Origin of the sequence: Microcoleus sp. BROC3 (genome assembly GCF_036702515.1) — a bacterium.
GTDB lineage: Bacteria > Cyanobacteriota > Cyanobacteriia > Cyanobacteriales > Microcoleaceae > Microcoleus.
The window spans coordinates 161388-179368 of sequence record NZ_JAUBTQ010000007.1 but is presented as its reverse complement, the minus strand read 5'-3'; the positions used below and the strand labels follow the sequence as shown (position 1 = coordinate 179368).

General features: G+C 46.0%; 13 protein-coding genes and 1 pseudogene. 7 read left to right on the top strand and 7 right to left on the bottom strand.

The genetic code is table 11. The annotated features are described in order from the left end of the window. The 5 genes from QUB30_RS06845 to QUB30_RS06825 all read left to right on the top strand — a co-directional run. On the top strand, positions 1-1407 hold a 1407-nt coding region (locus QUB30_RS06845), incomplete at its 5' end, for an SUMF1/EgtB/PvdO family nonheme iron enzyme (protein ID WP_333330949.1). Between the two features lie 243 nt (positions 1408-1650). Continuing rightward, entirely contained in the window at positions 1651-1899 is a 249-nt protein-coding gene (locus tag QUB30_RS06840; protein ID WP_333330946.1) for a type II toxin-antitoxin system ParD family antitoxin, read from the top strand. Next, positions 1896-2222 carry a type II toxin-antitoxin system RelE/ParE family toxin gene (locus QUB30_RS06835; protein WP_333186360.1) on the top strand — a complete coding sequence of 109 codons (327 nt, stop codon included), beginning with the start codon at positions 1896-1898 and terminating at the stop codon, positions 2220-2222. Before QUB30_RS06840 ends, QUB30_RS06835 begins: the two co-directional genes overlap by 4 nt. A gap of 697 nt (positions 2223-2919) precedes the next feature. After that, positions 2920-4386, top strand: coding sequence for an amidophosphoribosyltransferase (purF, locus tag QUB30_RS06830; RefSeq protein ID WP_333330943.1), 1467 nt, complete (start codon positions 2920-2922; stop codon positions 4384-4386). 744 nt (positions 4387-5130) lie between these two features. Then, positions 5131-6207, top strand: a complete 1077-nt coding sequence (locus tag QUB30_RS06825; RefSeq protein ID WP_333330940.1) for a DUF3474 domain-containing protein — start codon at positions 5131-5133, stop codon at positions 6205-6207. A gap of 338 nt (positions 6208-6545) precedes the next feature. Here the strand turns inward: QUB30_RS06825 and QUB30_RS06820 are convergent, their stop codons facing one another. Both QUB30_RS06820 and QUB30_RS33775 read right to left on the bottom strand, forming a co-directional pair. Further along, the gene (locus tag QUB30_RS06820; protein ID WP_333330937.1) at positions 6546-7445 is read right to left on the bottom strand and encodes a calcium-binding protein; all 900 of its coding nucleotides are present in this window, start codon (positions 7443-7445) and stop codon (positions 6546-6548) included. A gap of 243 nt (positions 7446-7688) precedes the next feature. Further along, positions 7689-7949 (bottom strand): annotated as a pseudogene (locus tag QUB30_RS33775) (zinc ribbon domain-containing protein); the annotation flags it as partial. 891 nt (positions 7950-8840) lie between these two features. On the opposite strand from QUB30_RS33775, the gene QUB30_RS33770 reads away from it, so the two are divergent. Both QUB30_RS33770 and QUB30_RS06810 read left to right on the top strand, forming a co-directional pair. Next, entirely contained in the window at positions 8841-8906 is a 66-nt protein-coding gene (locus QUB30_RS33770; protein WP_445300470.1) for a hypothetical protein, read from the top strand. Positions 8907-9584: 678 nt separating this feature from the next. After that, complete coding sequence (locus QUB30_RS06810) at positions 9585-10712, top strand: glycosyltransferase family 4 protein (protein WP_333330934.1); 1128 nt, start codon at positions 9585-9587, stop codon at positions 10710-10712. Between the two features lie 272 nt (positions 10713-10984). On the opposite strand, the gene QUB30_RS06805 is transcribed toward QUB30_RS06810, so the two are convergent. The 5 genes from QUB30_RS06805 to QUB30_RS06785 all read right to left on the bottom strand — a co-directional run bounded on the left by QUB30_RS06805 (position 10985) and on the right by QUB30_RS06785 (position 17960). Further along, positions 10985-12196, bottom strand: a complete 1212-nt coding sequence (locus QUB30_RS06805) for a glycosyltransferase family 4 protein (protein WP_333330931.1) — start codon at positions 12194-12196, stop codon at positions 10985-10987. Between the two features lie 379 nt (positions 12197-12575). Next, positions 12576-12800, bottom strand: a complete 225-nt coding sequence (locus QUB30_RS06800) for a hypothetical protein (protein ID WP_333243376.1) — start codon at positions 12798-12800, stop codon at positions 12576-12578. A gap of 240 nt (positions 12801-13040) precedes the next feature. Beyond that, positions 13041-13781 (bottom strand): low-complexity tail membrane protein, encoded by a 741-nt coding sequence (locus tag QUB30_RS06795; protein WP_333330928.1) that lies wholly within the window; start codon positions 13779-13781, stop codon positions 13041-13043. A gap of 303 nt (positions 13782-14084) precedes the next feature. Beyond that, entirely contained in the window at positions 14085-17264 is a 3180-nt protein-coding gene (gene infB / locus QUB30_RS06790) for a translation initiation factor IF-2 (protein ID WP_333330925.1), read from the bottom strand. 381 nt (positions 17265-17645) lie between these two features. Continuing rightward, on the bottom strand, positions 17646-17960 hold the full coding sequence (locus QUB30_RS06785; RefSeq protein WP_333330922.1) for a YlxR family protein: 315 nt from the start codon (positions 17958-17960) through the stop codon (positions 17646-17648). Between the last annotated feature and the right edge of the window lie 21 nt (positions 17961-17981).

Below are 17981 nucleotides of genomic sequence, written 5' to 3'. Positions count from 1 at the left end.
GAACAAATGCAAGGGGGTGAAGCTTATGCAGCAAGCGATTTGTTCAGTTTGGGGGCGACGGCTTTTCATCTACTGACGGGGGTACATCCTTATGGTTTGTGGACGGAACACGGTTATAGTTGGACAGGAAATTGGCAGCAACACTTGAAAAGTCCCATAGACAAGGGATTGGAAATGATTTTATCTAAGTTGTTGGCAAAAGATATCCAGCAGCGCTATCAATCAGCAGATGAAGTTTTAATAGATTTTCAACGTCAGTCAATACCAACTCCCGCACCGATACTAAACCCCACAGTCCCTGTGATTCCACAACACTCTTTGCCGTTACAAACTAACACAACAAGGCGAGGTTTATTGCAATTAGCGGGTTTTGCTGGGGGAGGATTTGCATTAGCCCTGCTGAGTCAAAGTTTGTTGAACAACAAATCTTCTTCATCTTCACCAAATCTTCCACCTTCATCCAAAAATGAGCAGCCATCTCCTAAATCATCAGCTCAAAAATCATCTCCAAAAACTACAGCTAAAAAATCATCGCCAAAACCATCTCCACAATCTGTAGCAGAAAGTCCATCGCCAAAACCATCTCCAAAACCATCTCCAAAACCCGCACCAGAAACTCCAAAACCTCAGCCATTTTCCAATGCTTTAAAAAGCTTTACTTTTGAAATAGTGACAGTCAACTCAACGGGGCAAATCGCCAACCGCCGTCAAGGACAAGCACGGGTTTTTATAGAAAATATGGGGAATGGTATTACTCTAGACATAGTAGCAATTCCTGGCGGCAGTTTCCTGATGGGTTCCCCCGATACGGAAGCCGGACGAAGTAGCTATGAAGGGCCGCAGCGTACCCTGAATATGCCTGCTTTTTTTATGGGTAAATACGAGATCACTCAAGAACAATACCAAGCGGTGATGGGAAATAACCCTTCTGAGTTCAAAGGTGCGAAACTTCCTGTCGAAAAAGTAAGCTGGAATGATGCTGTGGAATTCTGCAAGCGGCTTTCTAAAAAAACAGGCAAGACTTATCGTTTACCTTCACAAGCGGAATGGGAATATGCTTGTCGCGCCGGAACTAAAACACCTTTCTCTTTTGGTGAAACAATTACCTCAGATTTAGTTAATTATAATGGCAATAATCCCTACGCTGGGGCATCGAAGGGACTTTTCCGCAAACAAACAACGGATGTCGGGAGTTTTGATCCCAATGCTTTTGGACTTTATGATATGCACGGAAATGTTTGGGAATGGTGCAGTCATCTCGACAACGATCGCAACGATCGCCCGGTGCGGTGTGGCGGTTCCTGGAACGACACTGCGGTGAATTGTCGCAGTGCGTATCGTCTTAGCAATTCGGCGGGCGATCGTTACTCAGACATCGGTTTTCGCGTGGCTTTGGTTTCCGCCTAGTCTCCGGTTTCCGTTGCTGTACAGTAGTCTCCCGCGAGGATTTTTCTTTTAAGGCTTGGCGGTTTCAACCTGGTTTATAAATATAGTCCTGGACGCATCAAAACCTTCATAACCGGGTTTTTTGCAGTTTTTGTGGTCTGTAGCCCGTCTTCTGGGCAAAAAAACCCGGTTTCTGACCACCCGTGCATAAGTCCTATAATAGTTAAAATATGCCAAGGTCACACATCAGGAAGGATAAAAAATATGACCCTCAATCTTCCTCTTCCCGATTCAATTCAAAATTTTATTAACGAACAAGTGGCAATCGGAGGCTACAGTAATGCAGCGGAATACATTTTGCACCTAATTCGCCAAGAACAAGCAAGAGCCGCGCGGGTTGAGTCGTTATTGTTGGCTGGTTTGGATAGTGGCAGTTCTATAGAGATTACCGATGATTGGTGGGAGCAAAAACGCGCTCAGTTGGTGCAGAAACTTGACCGACAGCAGCAATGACTAAACGGATTGTCATTACACCAAGAGCAAGTCAAGATTTAGACGAAAATTTTGCTTATATTGCTCAAAATAATCTTGATGCTGCATTGCGTTTTTTTGATGCAGCACGTCAGACATTTGCGAAATTGGCTCAAATGTCGGGAATGGGTCGCCTGTATCCGGTTCAAAATCCACGGTTGGAGGGTTTGCGAAGATTATCCGTTAGGGGCTTTGAAAATTATCTGATTTTCTATCTGTCTTTTGATAACTATATTGAGGTAGTGAGAATTCTGCACGCAGCGAGAGATTTAGAGGAAGTTTTGTCAGGAGATGAAGCTGATTGACTTTGTAGATTAGGAAAATTTTTCAGGCTGCCAAATCTCCATCCCACGGTTCACTCCTATTGACATTACTTAATACTCTATCGCGCCCAAATTGACTTTACATAACCACACAGATTCCCATGATGATATAGTAGGTCAATTTTATGAATAAGTCAAGCTCGATCGCCCTTAAATCCTAATATTTCAAAAAGCCACTCAAGCAATTTACTAATTTATTTGCCATTGCACGATCGCCTATTTTTTCGTTCCCCTCTGCTGGGAAGAGAGTTTGACTCTTAAGCGGTTTCAAGAGACTGTTGGCGAATTTAAAAATGGTTTCACCCCTCACCCCTAAAAATGGTGGCTCGGGACTAAATGTTTAATTAACCATATAGCTATTAACTAGCAAGAGCGAACCCAAATGCTGCATTCCAGATGTGAGGGGTAACACCCTTGGCGAATTCGCCAACAGTATTTTTCTATCACCGAATCCCTCGCCTGCCGTTAATCAAGGTTAGTATAGGATTTGGCGGCGATCGATACTACAATGCCATTAAACGCCGCATCGCTTCTGTCTGAAATGCTACACGAGTTGGAAATAATGACAGATCCGTGGCAAGATTAAGGGAATGTTAAGTTATGCGACGCTTTCGCAAACAAGATTTCCCGCTGAAACTGTCCCCCTAACCCACCTTCCCCATTAGGAACCCACCCATCTATGATTCCCAACCATTCCTTCGCGGCTGACGAGCATTCTAGCAAACCCGACAAGCCCGAGGAAGCTTGTGGCGTTTTCGGTATCTACGCACCGGGTGAAGATGTCGCCAAGTTGACCTACTTCGGTTTGTATGCCTTGCAGCACCGGGGTCAGGAATCAGCAGGAATTGCCACCTTTGACGGTGAAAAAGTCCACCTGCACAAAGATATGGGACTGGTTTCCCAAGTCTTCAACGAATCGAGTTTAGGTCACTTGCCCGGTAACTTAGCCGTAGGCCACACTCGCTACTCTACTACCGGCTCCTCGCGCGTGGTCAACGCTCAGCCTGTGGTTGTCGAAACTCGTTTGGGAAGTCTGGCTCTAGCACATAACGGGAATCTTGTCAATACAAAAGAATTGCGCGAAGAATTGCTGTCTCGGAAGTGCGAGTTTGTCAGCACGACGGATTCAGAGGCGATCGCAGTGGCGATCGGTTCGGAGGTAGACAAGGGCAAAGACTGGCTGGAAGCAGCGATCAGCGCCTTTGCTATGTGCCAAGGAGCCTTTAGTTTGACGATCGCCACCCCCAAAGGCGTGATGGGAGTCCGCGACCCCCAGGGCGTCCGCCCGTTGGTAATTGGCATCCTCCCCACAACTCCGGTACGATACGTTTTAGCATCGGAAACTTGTGGCTTGGATATTATTGGTGCTGAATTTTTGCGGGACGTAGAACCGGGGGAATTAGTTTGGATTACAGAGGAAGGTATGGCTTCCTTCCACTGGAGTCAGCAACAAAAGCGCAAACTTTGCATCTTTGAAATGATCTATTTTGCTCGACCCGACAGCCAAATGGAAGGTGAAAGTTTATACAGCTACCGACTGCGGATCGGGCGTTTGTTGGCAGCAGAATCTCCGGCTGATGCTGATATAGTCATCGGCGTTCCTGATTCTGGAATCCCAGCGGCGATCGGCTTTTCTCAAGCTTCCGGCATTCCTTACGCCGAAGGATTGATTAAAAACCGCTACGTGGGGCGCACTTTTATTCAACCGACTCAGACAATGCGGGAGTCAGGAATCCGCATGAAACTCAACCCTCTCAAAGATGTGTTGGAAGGAAAACGAGTAATTATTATCGATGATTCGATCGTGCGCGGCACTACCAGTCGCAAAATCGTCAAAGCCTTGCGGGATGCGGGCGCAACGGCAGTTCACATGAGAATTTCTTCGCCACCGGTGACACATCCTTGTTTCTACGGGATCGACACCGACAATCAAGATCAGTTGATTGCTGCTACTAAGTCAGTCGCAGAAATCGGCGTCCAAATTGGGGTTGATTCTTTGGCTTTCTTGAGTTGGGATGGAATGCTGAAGGCGACTAACGAAGACCCGATGAGTTTTTGTTCGGCCTGTTTCACTGGTGATTATCCCATCGACGTTCCAGAAATGGTAAAACGGTCTAAGCTCATATTAGAAAAAGCTGGAACCTAGAAAATCAAAAAGCGAGAAAGCGATCGCCCGTTACTTTCCGCAATTTAGGGATTTTCAAGTTTTTCTGGTAAGTCATTGCCAGAATGTGTGTAGAAATGTTACATTAACTTAGCTTTAGCAATTCTTGCAGACTTGGTGAACTGTAGTGAACACTCGCTTGGGTAGAACTTGTGTGAAACCCAACCCTCGGATTGGAGATTTGAGATTGGAGAATTGGAGATTGGAGATTTGAGATTTGTGCTTGAATCTAAAATCGCCAATCTAAAATCGATGGTTTTTCCCTACACTCTCGTTCACAATTCCTGCTCGAAACGCTGTATGCTACCTGCAGACTGGAGGTAGTTCCTCCAGATGTCCACTCTCAGATGGAAGTCGCATTTCGCACCAACAACGGGCACATGAGATTTTTTCAGATAACAGGGTCGATCGCACTAATTTTTCCCACACAAGTATTCCACAAGCCAACTTGCTTGAGAATCGCGGACGGGCTAATCCTGCGAACTAAAGAACTTTAGAAACCCTTGCAGAGTAAAAATATGGCTCCTTGCAGGTTGAATGTTACCTCACCTGCATAGGGATACAACCCCCCGACTCATGTCGGGAAGAGCCAAAAAATTTAGATCTTAGTTAAGCCCCCAGATTCATCTGTGGAGTGAATCTAAAATCTAAAATCTAAAATCTAAAATCGATTGACTGTTACAAGGCGGAATGCGGTTTCTCAAGTCAGCTTAAATCGGAAACTTCGTGCAATCAAATACTGTTCTCAATCCCCCGAGCAATCAAGACTCGTTCTCTCGTACAACAGAGTTACCTTTTACTCTTGCTGATATCAAGGCAGCCATTCCAGCCCACTGTTTTGATCCATCGGCATGGAAATCTCTGGCTTATTTCTTTTTAGATATTGGCATCATCGCAGGTTTGTATGCGATCGCCTACACCCTCGATTCCTGGCTTTTTTACCCAATCTTTTGGTTGATGCAGGGAACCATGTTTTGGGCATTGTTTGTAGTGGGCCACGACTGCGGACACGGTTCATTTTCTAAGAGCAAATGGCTCAACAACCTGATCGGACACCTCTCCCACGCTCCAATTCTGGTGCCCTTCCACGGTTGGCGGATCAGTCACAGAACCCACCACGCGAATACAGGCAGCTTAGATAACGATGAAAGCTGGTATCCCGTGTCGGAGAGCCATTACGAACAAATGCGCTGGTACGAAAAGCTGGGACGCTTCTATTTGATGTTATTTGCCTACCCAATTTATCTGTTTCGCGGATCGGGCGAGCGGCCAGGTTCTCACTTCATGCCCGGTAGCCCGCTTTTCCGTCCGTCCGAAAAATGGGATGTGTTGACGAGTTCCGCATCCTTGGTACTGATGGTAGGCTTTTTAGGCGCGCTAACCTATCAGTTTGGTTGGCTGTTTTTACTCAAGTTCTACTTGGTTCCCTATGTAGTGTTCGTGATGTGGCTGGATTTGGTAACATTCCTGCACCACACAGAAGCCGATATTCCCTGGTATCGCGGTAAAGATTGGTATTTCTTGAAAGGTGCATTGTCTACGATCGATCGCGACTACGGAATCATCAATTCCATCCATCACGACATCGGGACTCACGTAGCCCACCACATTTTCTCGACGATGCCGCACTATCACTTGAAGGAAGCAACGGAAGCCATCAAGCCAGTGTTGGGCGATTATTATCGCAAGTCAACCGATCCAATTTGGAAGAGCTTTATTCGCTCTTACTGGGATTGTCATTTTGTCTCCGATACAGGTTCTGGAGTTTACTACGAATCACCTAACAGTCGGCGATCGAATTGAGTTAGCAGGTTAACTTAAAACTCTTTAGACTCAAAAACCCGGTTTTCTTGAAAAACCGGGTTTTTTGAATTTATAGAACCTATTTGACTTCTTTTAGCGATCGCGTATGGTAGTCGATCGTTTCACAGTAGCCGATGTTTTCACAACAGTCGATCGCTCATAGCAGTCGATATTTTCACAGCAGTCGATATTTTCATAGCAGTCGATCGCTCATAGCAGTCGATCGCTCATAGCAGTCGATCGGCCTCAAAAGCTCTTTTTTGAGGTCGTTCTGTTTAAAGCCAAGCTCGGAAACCCGGTTTCTTGAAGAAACCGGGCTTCTATTTCACTGCTTATGACTACGCCACGACGAGGAAGTCTGTATTGGAGAGGTTATCCGGAGAACCCACAATTGTGGCAAACAGACCACCACCTACCCCAAAGCCTGGCGCATTACCGTTCTGGTTGTACCACACCTTGCCAGTCTGACGGTTGTAAACAATCTCATCCAAGCTGTTTCCTGCTACGCCGACTTCGACTGCGGCAGCCGCATTGATTGTCGAAAAGTCTCCAGCCAGCAAAATATTACCAGCACCCGTTTCGAGAGCTGCGAAAACTGTCTTGTCCAGGACAATTTTATCGGTCCCAACCACGAAGTCATTGATTGTATCTACACCAGCCCCAGGAAGAGCCGTATTGAAGAGGAATCGGTCAATACCAGCACCCCCAGCTATGTTGTCATTGCCAGCACCCCCAGCTATGTTGTCATTGCCAGCACCCCCAGCTATGTTGTCATTGCCAGCTAAACCATTGAGGGTATTGTTGCCGCTGTTACCCGTGATTTGGTTGCCGAGGACGTTACCCGTACCGTTGATATTGGCAGCTTCGGTGAGGACTAGGTTTTCCACGTTAGCATCGAGGGTATAGCTGGCAGAAGACCGGACAATATCGATGCCCTGATTGGAATCCTCAACCAGATTGTCGGTGGTCCTGTTGACCAGGTAAACGTCGTTACCAATTCCACCGAAGAGGTTGTCATTACCCTCTCCAGTTGCATTAAAGGTGTCGTCGCCTTCCCCACCGTACATGAAATCTAGACCTGCGCCACCAGTTAGCAAGTCATTTCCCGAATCGCCATAGATATTGTCGTTACCACCACCCCCATTGAGGATGTCATTTCCACCAGCCCCAAAAATATTGTCCGCTGCTACACCTCCAGTAAGGTTGTTAGCAAGATTGTTTCCGAATAAATTTGCCATGATAGTTGCCCCTGAAAAATTTCAGTACATTAGATGTGAATTTGCAGGCTAAAAAATGGCTGTGAATAACTCTCAGATGTTAAAATTGCCAAGCTCAATTAATACAAGCCTTGACAAGAAATTTTTACCTTGACACTGAAGAGTTGTATCAGTAAAAACTCTGATGAGATAAATCCCCCACTCCTCTAAGATTCATCGTTGCAATTACTGACTTCAGCAACCTATTTATTGACACTCCCCGACCTAAAGGCACGAGGATTCTTGATTCATAGAGCCAACTTGCCGATAAGCGAATTGCTTTAACATTAGTAGCGGTCAGCTCTCCACAAGCGTGTAGGGCTTCACCCCCAATTGCCCGTAAGCCCTACGGTACTTAATCTCCGACTCAGGATATTCTTCGCGGCCTTGTGATCTCTATCTAAAATACATCCACACTCACAAACATGAGTAGGTGTGGATAGACTTTTGACAGGCCACCTTCCCGCAGTTAGAACATTCTTGAGATTGCGCTTACCTAGAATCACTCTAGGTATAATTCGGTATGACGATACTTTTATAGCAAGTATCACTTAAGTAGTGCTAGATTGTTAGCAAAACTTTACAAAAAAGTTGAGTTATTGATCGTGTCTGCTAAACTTATAGCAGAGCTTGGAGTCCAAGATAAATCACGAAAAAAGAACAGCATTTAAATAAAAAATAAGAAATCTTAAAAATAGAAAAAATTTTTATAAATATTTGCCGATATCGTTTTGGGACTAGACTATATTTAGTTTAAAAGTCACAATAAGAAAGACATAGTATAAAAAAACGCTAAAAAATGTCATAAAATTTTAAATAAAAAGGAGATTAAACTTAATGGAATAGCTGAGAAATTTAAATAAAAAAGGTTAATTAATATATTTTGTATTTTTAATTATTTTTAGTTTAAAAATTCTAAAATTATTAATAGTTAATAGCTGATACATAAAAACATACGCAGGTACTTACGCAGTAAGTTTTCCTAAAAAAAGCGAAAATAGCGAACGTTATTAATAATGTTATTTGTCATCAAAAGTAAGACGAACGTACAAAAAAAATGAAACATAATTGCCTAACTTTTATTAATAATTATTGCCCCTAGAATATACCCGAGACTACAACTTAAGTGCATGGGTATAGCCTTCGATAAAAGAATGTATTGCCAATCAAGTTTTGAGGTTATTTTTTTAAGAGCTAGAGTATTTATTAGACTTCTAAAAAAAAATGGTGCGAGGGATCGCCAGCTATAATATGATTTTACCTAAATTTACATGAGTCAAATGCGAGCGCATATCGAAAAAAAACCTGCCGATGCAAACTAGATTAGTCAGGGTTTATTATTATTATTAACAAATAATTGCGCTAAGTATTTAGGGAATTAATAATAAGTTAAAGTTTATAAAACGCAGTGCATTTGGGTTTAGCAATTTTCATGTTTTTTAAATTCGAGCTTTGCTTTTTTGGCTGTTTCCTAAACATTTACCATACTAAAGACGGAACTGCTAAATATACTCACCTGTAGAAGAGTTAATGAATTTAACTCGTATCGTAATCAGCGTTACTTTTATCAACGGGGTCGAGCGGGCGGCAACCAGGCGAGCGGCATGATTCCTAGCTAGAGCCTTTCTCAGTAACATGAGGTGCTCTCGAATCTAGGGCATAGGGCATACCTCACTTTATTGAGCACTGCTATATATTTGTCACCCCCCCTGGAGTGAGAGCTGATCCACGACCGCGATCGGGGGGGCTGTAACCCAATTGCTTTGCGTCAGTTATTTTAGTCAGTAATATCCCGGGGTTGAGTATGTGTCGCAGGAATTTTAAGCTCCAAGTTTTAACAAATGGTTGAAAACTCATATTTAGTAGGAAACTAAACAGATTTAAAAAAATTAGTTCGTTTTAGATGCTACTTTTTAATGATTTATAACGAAAATATATAGTTATTTTTTAGGGCCTTGTCAGTGATTTCACTTAAGTGTTATCCTTTCAGAGTACAATTACTGTCAGGTTACGGAACCTCCTTTTAAATAAAACGAGACTGCTCGCCAAACCGAGGAGCCATGTCCGATCTCAATGTTTAGATAAAAGCAGAAAAACTTTAGTGAACGGAAGATTAACGCTATGTTAAAACTGAGTGCTTTATTTCCAATCCATTGCAATGACCGAGCCATCAGCCACGTATTTTTTTCAGTGTGCAAAGAATGGCAAGACCCTGAGCTGAAGGCTCGCATGGTTGTCCCGAGTTGCGATCGCTCGTGCCGCGACTCCAATATAGTTGAAGCAATTCCCTCATTTCTGAAAAAACTTTATTACCTCAGCCCTAGTCTTCCCAAAATCAAGGCAGAGAAGCGTTTTCTCAAAGATATCAAAAATTTTGATGCTGCCTACTTGTGGCCCGGTATCTCATTAGATACTGTAAAGAGCGTTAACAAGCAAAGTAAGCCAATTTTTTGGGAGCGAGTTAATACTTGTCAAAGGCAAGCTAAGAGTATTCTGGACGATGCTTACTCTCGCTTGGAATTGCAACCTCAACACCAAATTACCCCAGAAACAATTCAGATTGAAGAGCAAAAACTCAAGGTAGTTGACTTTCTGTTTTGTCCCAGTCCGGCAGTAGTAAAATCGTTTCAAGAAGCCGGAGTGCCTGAAGAGAAACTGCTTTTAACGACAGAAGGTTGGTCGCCAGAGCGTTTCCCGAATTATCAATCCCAAAAACCGCCGTCAGAGGAAGTTAACATCCTTTTCTTAGGTTTTGCCTGCGTCCGCAAAGGGACTCACCTGCTTTTGCAGGCTTGGGAGCGAGCAGGGATTAAGGGAAAACTGACAATTTTTGGCAAACTCGAACCGGCGATCGCTCAAACTTGCAGCCATTTGCTGGAACGTCCTGATGTAGTTCACTTTGATTATGCCTTGGACTACAGTTCTGCCTATCGCCAAGCTGACTTTTTTGCCTTTCCCAGTCTGGAGGAAGGTAGCGCACTCGTTATCTATGAAGCAATGGGTCACGGTTTGCCGATTCTCGCTTCCCCGATGGGAGGAGGCGGTGTTGTGCGTGATGGTATTGACGGCATAATTCTCGATCCTTACGATACAGACGCCTGGGTGGAGGGACTGCGAAAACTATCTCATTCTCCTGAGTTGCGTGCTAAGATGGGAGCCGTCGCCCGCCAGCGAGCTTTGGAATTCACTTGGCCACAAGTTGCTGCTAGGCGCGGAGAGCAGATTCTGCAAAAAATGAACGCAAAATGACAACTAAATAGGACAGGACTGACGAAGAGTCGTGATTTACTAAAATATTTAAGAAACGACTCTTCGTCCTCACTACTTGCCTGATGGTGGTTATATGACAGGACTACATATAAGTCCTACTCAAGTTTAATTAGGTTGACCTAATTGGCGTTGCTGATTTACGGTATGCAAGGCAAAATATGCAAGTCATAGAAACCATTTTCGACACAGTTTCTGGATTTTAAACTTATGTTTTCATACCCTGATTAAGCAACGCCACCTAATTATTAACTTTATCTTGAGTTGTAGGCTCCAGAACCTAGTCGTTGTTCAAATAACGACTGCTTGCTTTCAGGAGAATCCTCCAGCCAGCGATCGATCAAATCCGCCCATTTGACAGGCAGGCGCAACTGATGCCAGGTTGAGTGAGAAGCGACAGAAATATTGTGGTAAAGCCCTGAATCAGAAATAACTTTTTCGATACATTCGGCTAAAGCCAGAGAGTTCCCCGCCTCAAAAATCATCGAATTAATACCGTGTTTCAAGTGGGTTTTAAACATCGGGTGATCCGAAGCTACTATCGGTGTTCTAGTGCGTAAAGCGTGCTGAATTGTCAGCGGAAAACCTTCGGGATATTCGTGCCTGCTAGTAACTAAAACGAGATCTGATTCTCTCATTAAAGGTTCTAAAGTCTGAGTTGGCACGATTCCCAGAAATTCTACAGAATCTTTAATTTGCAACTGTTCGACTCGCTGGGCAAAAAACTCTTCTTCGCCTTTCCCTGCCATTTTTAAGTGAACTGATATATTCCGCTCTCTTAACTTTGCTACGGCTTCTAGGATGTCGCCAACTCCCTTGCTTTGTATTAACAAGCCTGCGTAAAATAGTTTCAAACTTTTGATGCCAGCAGGAATTGTTTTCGGCAACAAAGAGCCTGGATTAGTCTCTATCAGAAAATCCCAAGGAATTATTTTATCGGGTTTTACTCCAATTTCCTTGAACAATAAAGATGAAGTAATGCCGTAAGTCCCAACCCATTCTATTTGCTTATTATTCAACAACTTAGCGAAGAAATAGTTGCGGATTTTATTGCGCCAAGTTGTTGTTGCAATAGATTCTGCAAATACAGCGAGGGTTCTAATTTTATTTTTAATTGCCCACTTAAAAACGTCTGGAATGACAGTCCGCATGATTAAGTGAGTCGGATTTTGTGCAGCAATTAATTCGATCAATTTTTGGGAATTAATTGGATAACTAAATCCGCAAGCGATCGCTCGTACGCCGTTTTCTAGAACCTGCTCGTTAAATTCTGGTGCCATGCAGCAGATAACCGTTACTGACTCCGCTCGTTTTGCCATCTCGGTAACGGCATCAACAGAATATTTTTGAGCGTAGTATGTTTCGCTTCCACCTTTGGCTAAACGCTCAAAGGCTTCTGCATAATCGCCGGCATACTGAACTATGACTAAGCGCATTTTCCTCAACTCTGATTGTAAAGTATTCATAAGACTTACGGTGCCAAAGATTTGTAATCAGGTTTATGTGGACGGTTTGATGTACTGCCACTCTAAAACTGTTCATTTTATTTTGCTTCAGCCTTATTATAAATAGTTTTGGCAACAGTCACGTCAATAGATAGCGGCCGCAGTCGCTTTGTATGGGGGGTTTCAAGCTAATTTTATCTTGATTTTTCTGAGAGTGTGTTGCAAGTAGAATGCGGAATTAATCCCGACTAAGTAACGAGAAATACTGTCCCCTGCAATTTGATGTCCGAAGTTGCGATCGGCACTCACTGTCGGCACTCACATACCATATTGGAGGGGATGCCAGCAGAATTTGCCTGTAAAATTCACAAACCGTTACAATATTTGGTTTTTAGGGCATTCAGTAAGCCAAAGTTTCTAAAGTTTCCCGCAGATAGGAGCGAACCTGCTGATCGATGGTGGCATTTTCCTGTTGGCGCTCAAAATTGAGTTCTAGCTGCCAGCGTTGAAATCCTGAACTTGCGCCGATCGCGGATTTGAGACTGCCCCAGATTTCAGAATCTGCGCACAGCTCGATCGGCTCTGCGGCGTTAGGTTCTTGTGCGAGCGGTAGATAATTCGCCATATTGTTATACCTCTGTTTTAATCCCCTGTAAGGATTGAAAGCTTACTTTGACACTCTCTATTATAGATTCTTCTCTCCAAATAGCCCATATAAAATATCCACACCCTGCGATTAAAAATTAAATATTAAGACTATTAATAATCTCAATCAGAGGACTGACACTACCTATTTTTGTAGAGCATACATCTGTCCAAATGAAGGTAGCTTAAACTACAATTATACCCATCTTAATTTTTTATTTCACTTTTTTTCGCTCGACTGTTCGGGTAGGGATGTAACGCCGTTGGTGTCAGCAGTTTTTGGGCTGACAATACTGCCGGCTGACGAATTCCCTATGCCCGATGCTGGTTCAATTGACTCTGCGGGTGGAGCCACAGCGGCAGTTGTCTCGACGGCGAAAGCCGGCAAAAGTCGATCGACTTGCCAACCCGCGATCGTAAAATCCTGCCGAATTTTTTCTAAAATATGAGGCTTTGTGGCTGCAAATTCCGATTCCGGGGTCAGCAAAACAGCGATGACACTAGCAGACACCTGCAAAAACAAATTGCTAGCTAAAAAAGCAGAAGCTGCCAACAACAATCCAGCCCACCGCCAGGAAGGAGGAAAGGGAGCCACCGAAGCAGCGAGGGGAGCGAATCGGTAGAGCTGCCACAAAATTACTGCCAGTAAAAGAGCGACAAAAAGAGCTAGTCCTTGATTTAACTTAGTTTTAAACCGAGTCAGAATCCGGTGCTGCGCATTAGTTAAATTCTGCGGTTTCACCGCCACAACTAAAATACTAAAAATGTAAAAAGGGCGGAACCACTGCATCCACAGCACAGGAACAATACCTGCTACAGCCACTAAAAACATTTCTAACCATACAGGAAGCAGGGGAGAACCCACTGCAAGTCCCAGCAAGCACAGTCCCAGGAAAATCGGCAGTGCAGCCGCCCCAGAAAGGTGAATCCACAAGAAAGGATCTGACCAAAAAGAACGCACTTTAAATAGTTATGAGTTTTGATTTTTGAATTTTTAGTTTTGAGAGTCTCGGACGCACTCTTGACCCAGAAACCCGGTGTGAGGAGTACATATCTAGCTGTCAAACCGAGGACTTACGGGAAGAAACCCGGTTTCTTTCCGTAAGTCCTATTTGAATGCGTGAATTTTGAATTTTAAGTTAAAAACCAAAGTTGCGAGTGATGACTTTTTGAGTATTGAGTGAAGAGAATAGTTGGGAGGTAGAGGCAATTTAATTGCCTTTGCTCAAAACTTCTCTTCCACCTCAACACTCAAAGCTCAAAACTATTGAGATAGAGTCCGCCGCTTAGTAACCATCCGGTAGGCTTCAATAATATCGCCATCCGCCCAGTCGCTAAACCCGCTCAAAGAAATGCCGCATTCAAAGCCAGCATTGACTTCCTTGGCATCTTCCTTCATCCGTTTCAGGGAGTCGAGGACGCCTTCGTAAACGACATTGTTGCTACGGCGCACCCGCACCTTGCAGTTACGGATGACTTTACCAGAGAGTACCATACATCCAGCCACAGCCCCGCGACCGATCGCGAAGACAGCGCGCACTTCCACGCTTCCCAGAGGTTCTTCCACCAGTTCTGGTTCCAGCAAGCCTTCCATCGCCCCTTGAATGTCATCCAAGAGGTTGTAGATGATGCTGTATTCCCGCACGTCTACGCCCGCTTGGTCGGCCGCTTGGCGAGCGCCGCTGGCGAGAGTAGTATTGAACCCGATAATCACAGCATTGCTGGCTGCGGCGAGGTCAATATCCGTTTCTGTGATTTCCCCAGGAGCAGATAGCAGCAGTCTGAGTTGAACTTCTTTTTGAGGAAGTTGAGTCAGAGCGCCGACAATTGCTTCGAGCGAGCCTTGAACATCTGCCTTCAAGATCAAGTTTAGTTCCTTGAGAACGCCTTCTTTAGCTTGTTGAGAGAAGCCGCTGAGGCTGATCCGGCCGCCTTGCAGGAGGCGCGAATCTCGTTGGAATGTAGCTCTTCCAGAGGCGATCGCCGCTGCTTCTTTTTCGTTTTGGAAGACATCAAACTCGTCTCCCGCGCGAGGAACTTCCCGCAGCCCCAGCACTTCCACCGCAAAGGATGGAGTTGCTCGATCTACGCGATCGCCCCGGTCGTCGATCATTGCCCGCACCTTGCCCAGAGCCGAGCCTGCGACCACAATATCGCCCACTCGCAGAGTACCGTTCTGCACCAGCAGAGTTGCCACAGGCCCCCTTGCCTTGTCGAGGTGAGCTTCAATCACCGTACCCTTAGCCGGTCGGTTCGGGTTGGCGTTGAGGTCTTCCATTTCCGCGACTGTCAGAATCATTTCCAACAGCGTATCCAGGTTTTCGCCTCGGATAGCGCTGACTGGAACCATCGTGATATCGCCGCCCCAGTCATCTGCGACCAAGCCGTACTCAGTCAGCTCTTGCTTCACCCGTTCCGGCTGAGCGCCCTCCTTGTCTACTTTATTGATAGCAACGACAATTGGCACTTTCGCCGCTTTGGCGTGGCTGATAGCTTCAATTGTCTGAGGTCGCACCCCGTCGTCCGCCGCCACCACCAAGATAGCGATGTCCGTAACCCGAGTTCCCCGAGCCCGCATCGCTGTAAAGGCTTCGTGCCCCGGCGTATCCAAAAATACCACCTGCTGGCTCTTGCCTTCGTGTTCCACATCCACGTGGTAAGCACCGATGTGCTGGGTAATCCCCCCAGCTTCTCCTTGAGCCACCTTGGTTTTGCGGATCGAGTCAAGCAAGGTAGTTTTGCCGTGATCCACGTGTCCCATAATCGTTACCACTGGCGGACGGCGTTCGAGGTATTCCAAATCGGCTGCATCCAGCATCTCGATCACTTTGAGTGCTGGGGCTGCTTTTTCTGGGGTTTCCACCTCTACGCCCATTTCTTCGGCTACCATTCTCACCGCTGAAATGTCCAGGGTTTCGGTAATGTTGACCGCAATGCCTTTAGAGAAGAGCCGCTTAATAATTTCGGTTTCGGGAACAGCCAAAGTAATTGCTAGTTCTTGAACGGTCATCGGCCTGCTCAGCAGCAGTTTTTCTGGACGTTCTACCTTAGCTTCGGCTGTTTTGCCCCGGTTGCCGCGTCCCCCGCTGGAACCTGAAGAAGAACTCTTATCGTGAGAAGGGCCTGGTCTCTTATTTTTTCCGCTGCTTCCGGGTGCGCCGGGAGTTGGTGTTGACTTGGGTGCTGCTTGTCCCTTCGCTTTAGCTGGGCGGGCTAGGGACAGGCTGACCGTGACTGGTGCTGGCAGATCCAAGCCGTTTTCTAAGTCATCGTCATCCTCGTCTATGGGTTTGAGGCGAGAACGTTTTGCCTTAACTGCCTTGGCAGCTTTGGCAGCATCTGAGTTTTCGTCATCATCTTCTTCCCAAATGACCGATGTCTTTTTGGCAGGACGAGGGAGGGAGGGCCTTTCGAGGAGAGGAATCTCCAGCAACGGCGTATTATCTTCTTCATTGTCATCAGTGTCATCCCCTATGGCTCCGGTGTCACCGCCGCGGCTACGCAGCCCGGTAGCTGACGTTGCGGGGGCCAGGCTCCGGCGCGGGCCACCGGGCTGGGGTCGATCGGCAAGTGGAGTTTTTACTGGGCCGCCAGCGCCTTCTCGGCGCGGTCTTTGCGCGTCGCGAGATTCGGTAGCTCCCGGTGCGGGTCTGCTGGGGCGACTCGGTTTAGCCGGCGCTTCCAGAGTTTCTGCCTGTTCTGATTGCTCTTGCTCGGTTTTGGCAAGTTTGAGTACCGGCTTGTTTCCCAGATTTTGTGGGGTGCGGTTAGCCGACTCAGACGCCGGTCTGACTGGCGGCGACGTGAGTTTTGCCGAGGGCCCGGGAGGGGGTACCTGCTGGCGCTGGGTGCGTTCCGGAGCCTTTTCCGACGGCGGTTGAGGTGCCGCAGGTGTCTGAGCCTGGGCGCTGGTTTCCGGGGCGATCGCACCTACAGTTTCCGACCCTGTTTCCGACACTGTTTCTGACGGAGCAGCCGAGACAGCCACATTTGGCTTCGACAGTACAGGTCGATTGATATTTGGTTTAGCGGGAGGCTGGAGTTGTTGAGCTGCGGGCGATTTGGGAGGAGTTGCCACGGTTGCCGCCGACTGGTCTTTTTTCTCCTCGTTGCCCGCAGGCTGGGAGTTTGCACCAGCCTGCCGTACTTTTGGACTGCGTATTTCTAAAATTTGCTGCTTTTTTTGTTGGTCGTTAGGGTGAGGGCCAGATTCTCTAGATGGCGCTGCTGCTCTTTCGGGGGGAGCTGGCTTGCCGGGGGAAGAGTGGCTGCTGGCTACGTATTTTTCCGCCGTTTTGCGAATGCGTTCTGCTTCGGATTCTGTAATTGTGCTGCTGTGGCTCTTGACTGAAATATTGAGCCGCTCGCAAACTGCCAAGATGTCTTTATTATCCAAATTTAGTTCCCGTGATAATTCGTAAATTCTTACTTTGCCGTTGTTCATCCACTCTGCCCTCTTTTGTGCCAACCAGTTTTTACATTTTGATTTTTTGTTCTAATGACGACATCATTCGCTGTGATTGATTCAGTGTCAGGAATCGGGGTTTTGGTACTCGCTCAGCAATTTTATCTAAAAGATGCAACTTGCTGAAGTCTGCGGTTGGAGAATTCTCAAGTCTGTTTTGGAACTTGGAACTCTAAAGTCTGAATTTTGGCAACAGCCACAAATCAAGCTTCAAAGTTTACCTTTCCACCTTGAGGATACCTCTGCTAGTACCCTACCCTTATCTAATCTGACACAAATCTTTCCAGACTGGTGGGCAGATCGGATTGGGGTTTTATAGCTGGCGCTACCGGTAATTACTGGTAGGGCTGCCAAGAGGGTTTATACAGTCGATGCCGAACTCTTGTCGGTTTTTCGTCCGGCCCGGCCAGAGTAAGATGTACAGTCAGATGTGGCTAAACGCTGCCAAAGTGTTTGGTACAGTTCGTCAGACACAGGCGCTTTGAGCGATCGCCCAAGTCGATTTTTTTTCTGAGCTGCTTTGAGGCATTCTGCTTCCGGACAAAGGTAAGCGGAACGACCGAGGCCGCGATCTAATTGTACCTGATGAGAAGGATAGAGCCTGACAACTCGCCAAAAAGCTTCCTTAGGAGCTATTTTTCTACAACTTGCACAGCACCGGTAGTTCGGTTTCATCGGAGTAGGGGGAGAGGGGGG

Coding starts and splice junctions, on each gene's coding strand:
- QUB30_RS06835 (WP_333186360.1), top strand. CDS start 1,896: ATGACTAAACGGATTGTCATTACACCAAGAGCAAGTCAAGATTTAGAC.
- QUB30_RS06805 (WP_333330931.1), bottom strand. CDS start 12,196: ATGAATACTTTACAATCAGAGTTGAGGAAAATGCGCTTAGTCATAGTT.
- QUB30_RS06800 (WP_333243376.1), bottom strand. CDS start 12,800: ATGGCGAATTATCTACCGCTCGCACAAGAACCTAACGCCGCAGAGCCG.
- purF (WP_333330943.1), top strand. CDS start 2,920: ATGATTCCCAACCATTCCTTCGCGGCTGACGAGCATTCTAGCAAACCC.
- QUB30_RS06785 (WP_333330922.1), bottom strand. CDS start 17,960: ATGAAACCGAACTACCGGTGCTGTGCAAGTTGTAGAAAAATAGCTCCT.
- infB (WP_333330925.1), bottom strand. CDS start 17,264: ATGAACAACGGCAAAGTAAGAATTTACGAATTATCACGGGAACTAAAT.
- QUB30_RS06840 (WP_333330946.1), top strand. CDS start 1,651: ATGACCCTCAATCTTCCTCTTCCCGATTCAATTCAAAATTTTATTAAC.
- QUB30_RS06810 (WP_333330934.1), top strand. CDS start 9,585: ATGTTAAAACTGAGTGCTTTATTTCCAATCCATTGCAATGACCGAGCC.
- QUB30_RS06820 (WP_333330937.1), bottom strand. CDS start 7,445: ATGGCAAATTTATTCGGAAACAATCTTGCTAACAACCTTACTGGAGGT.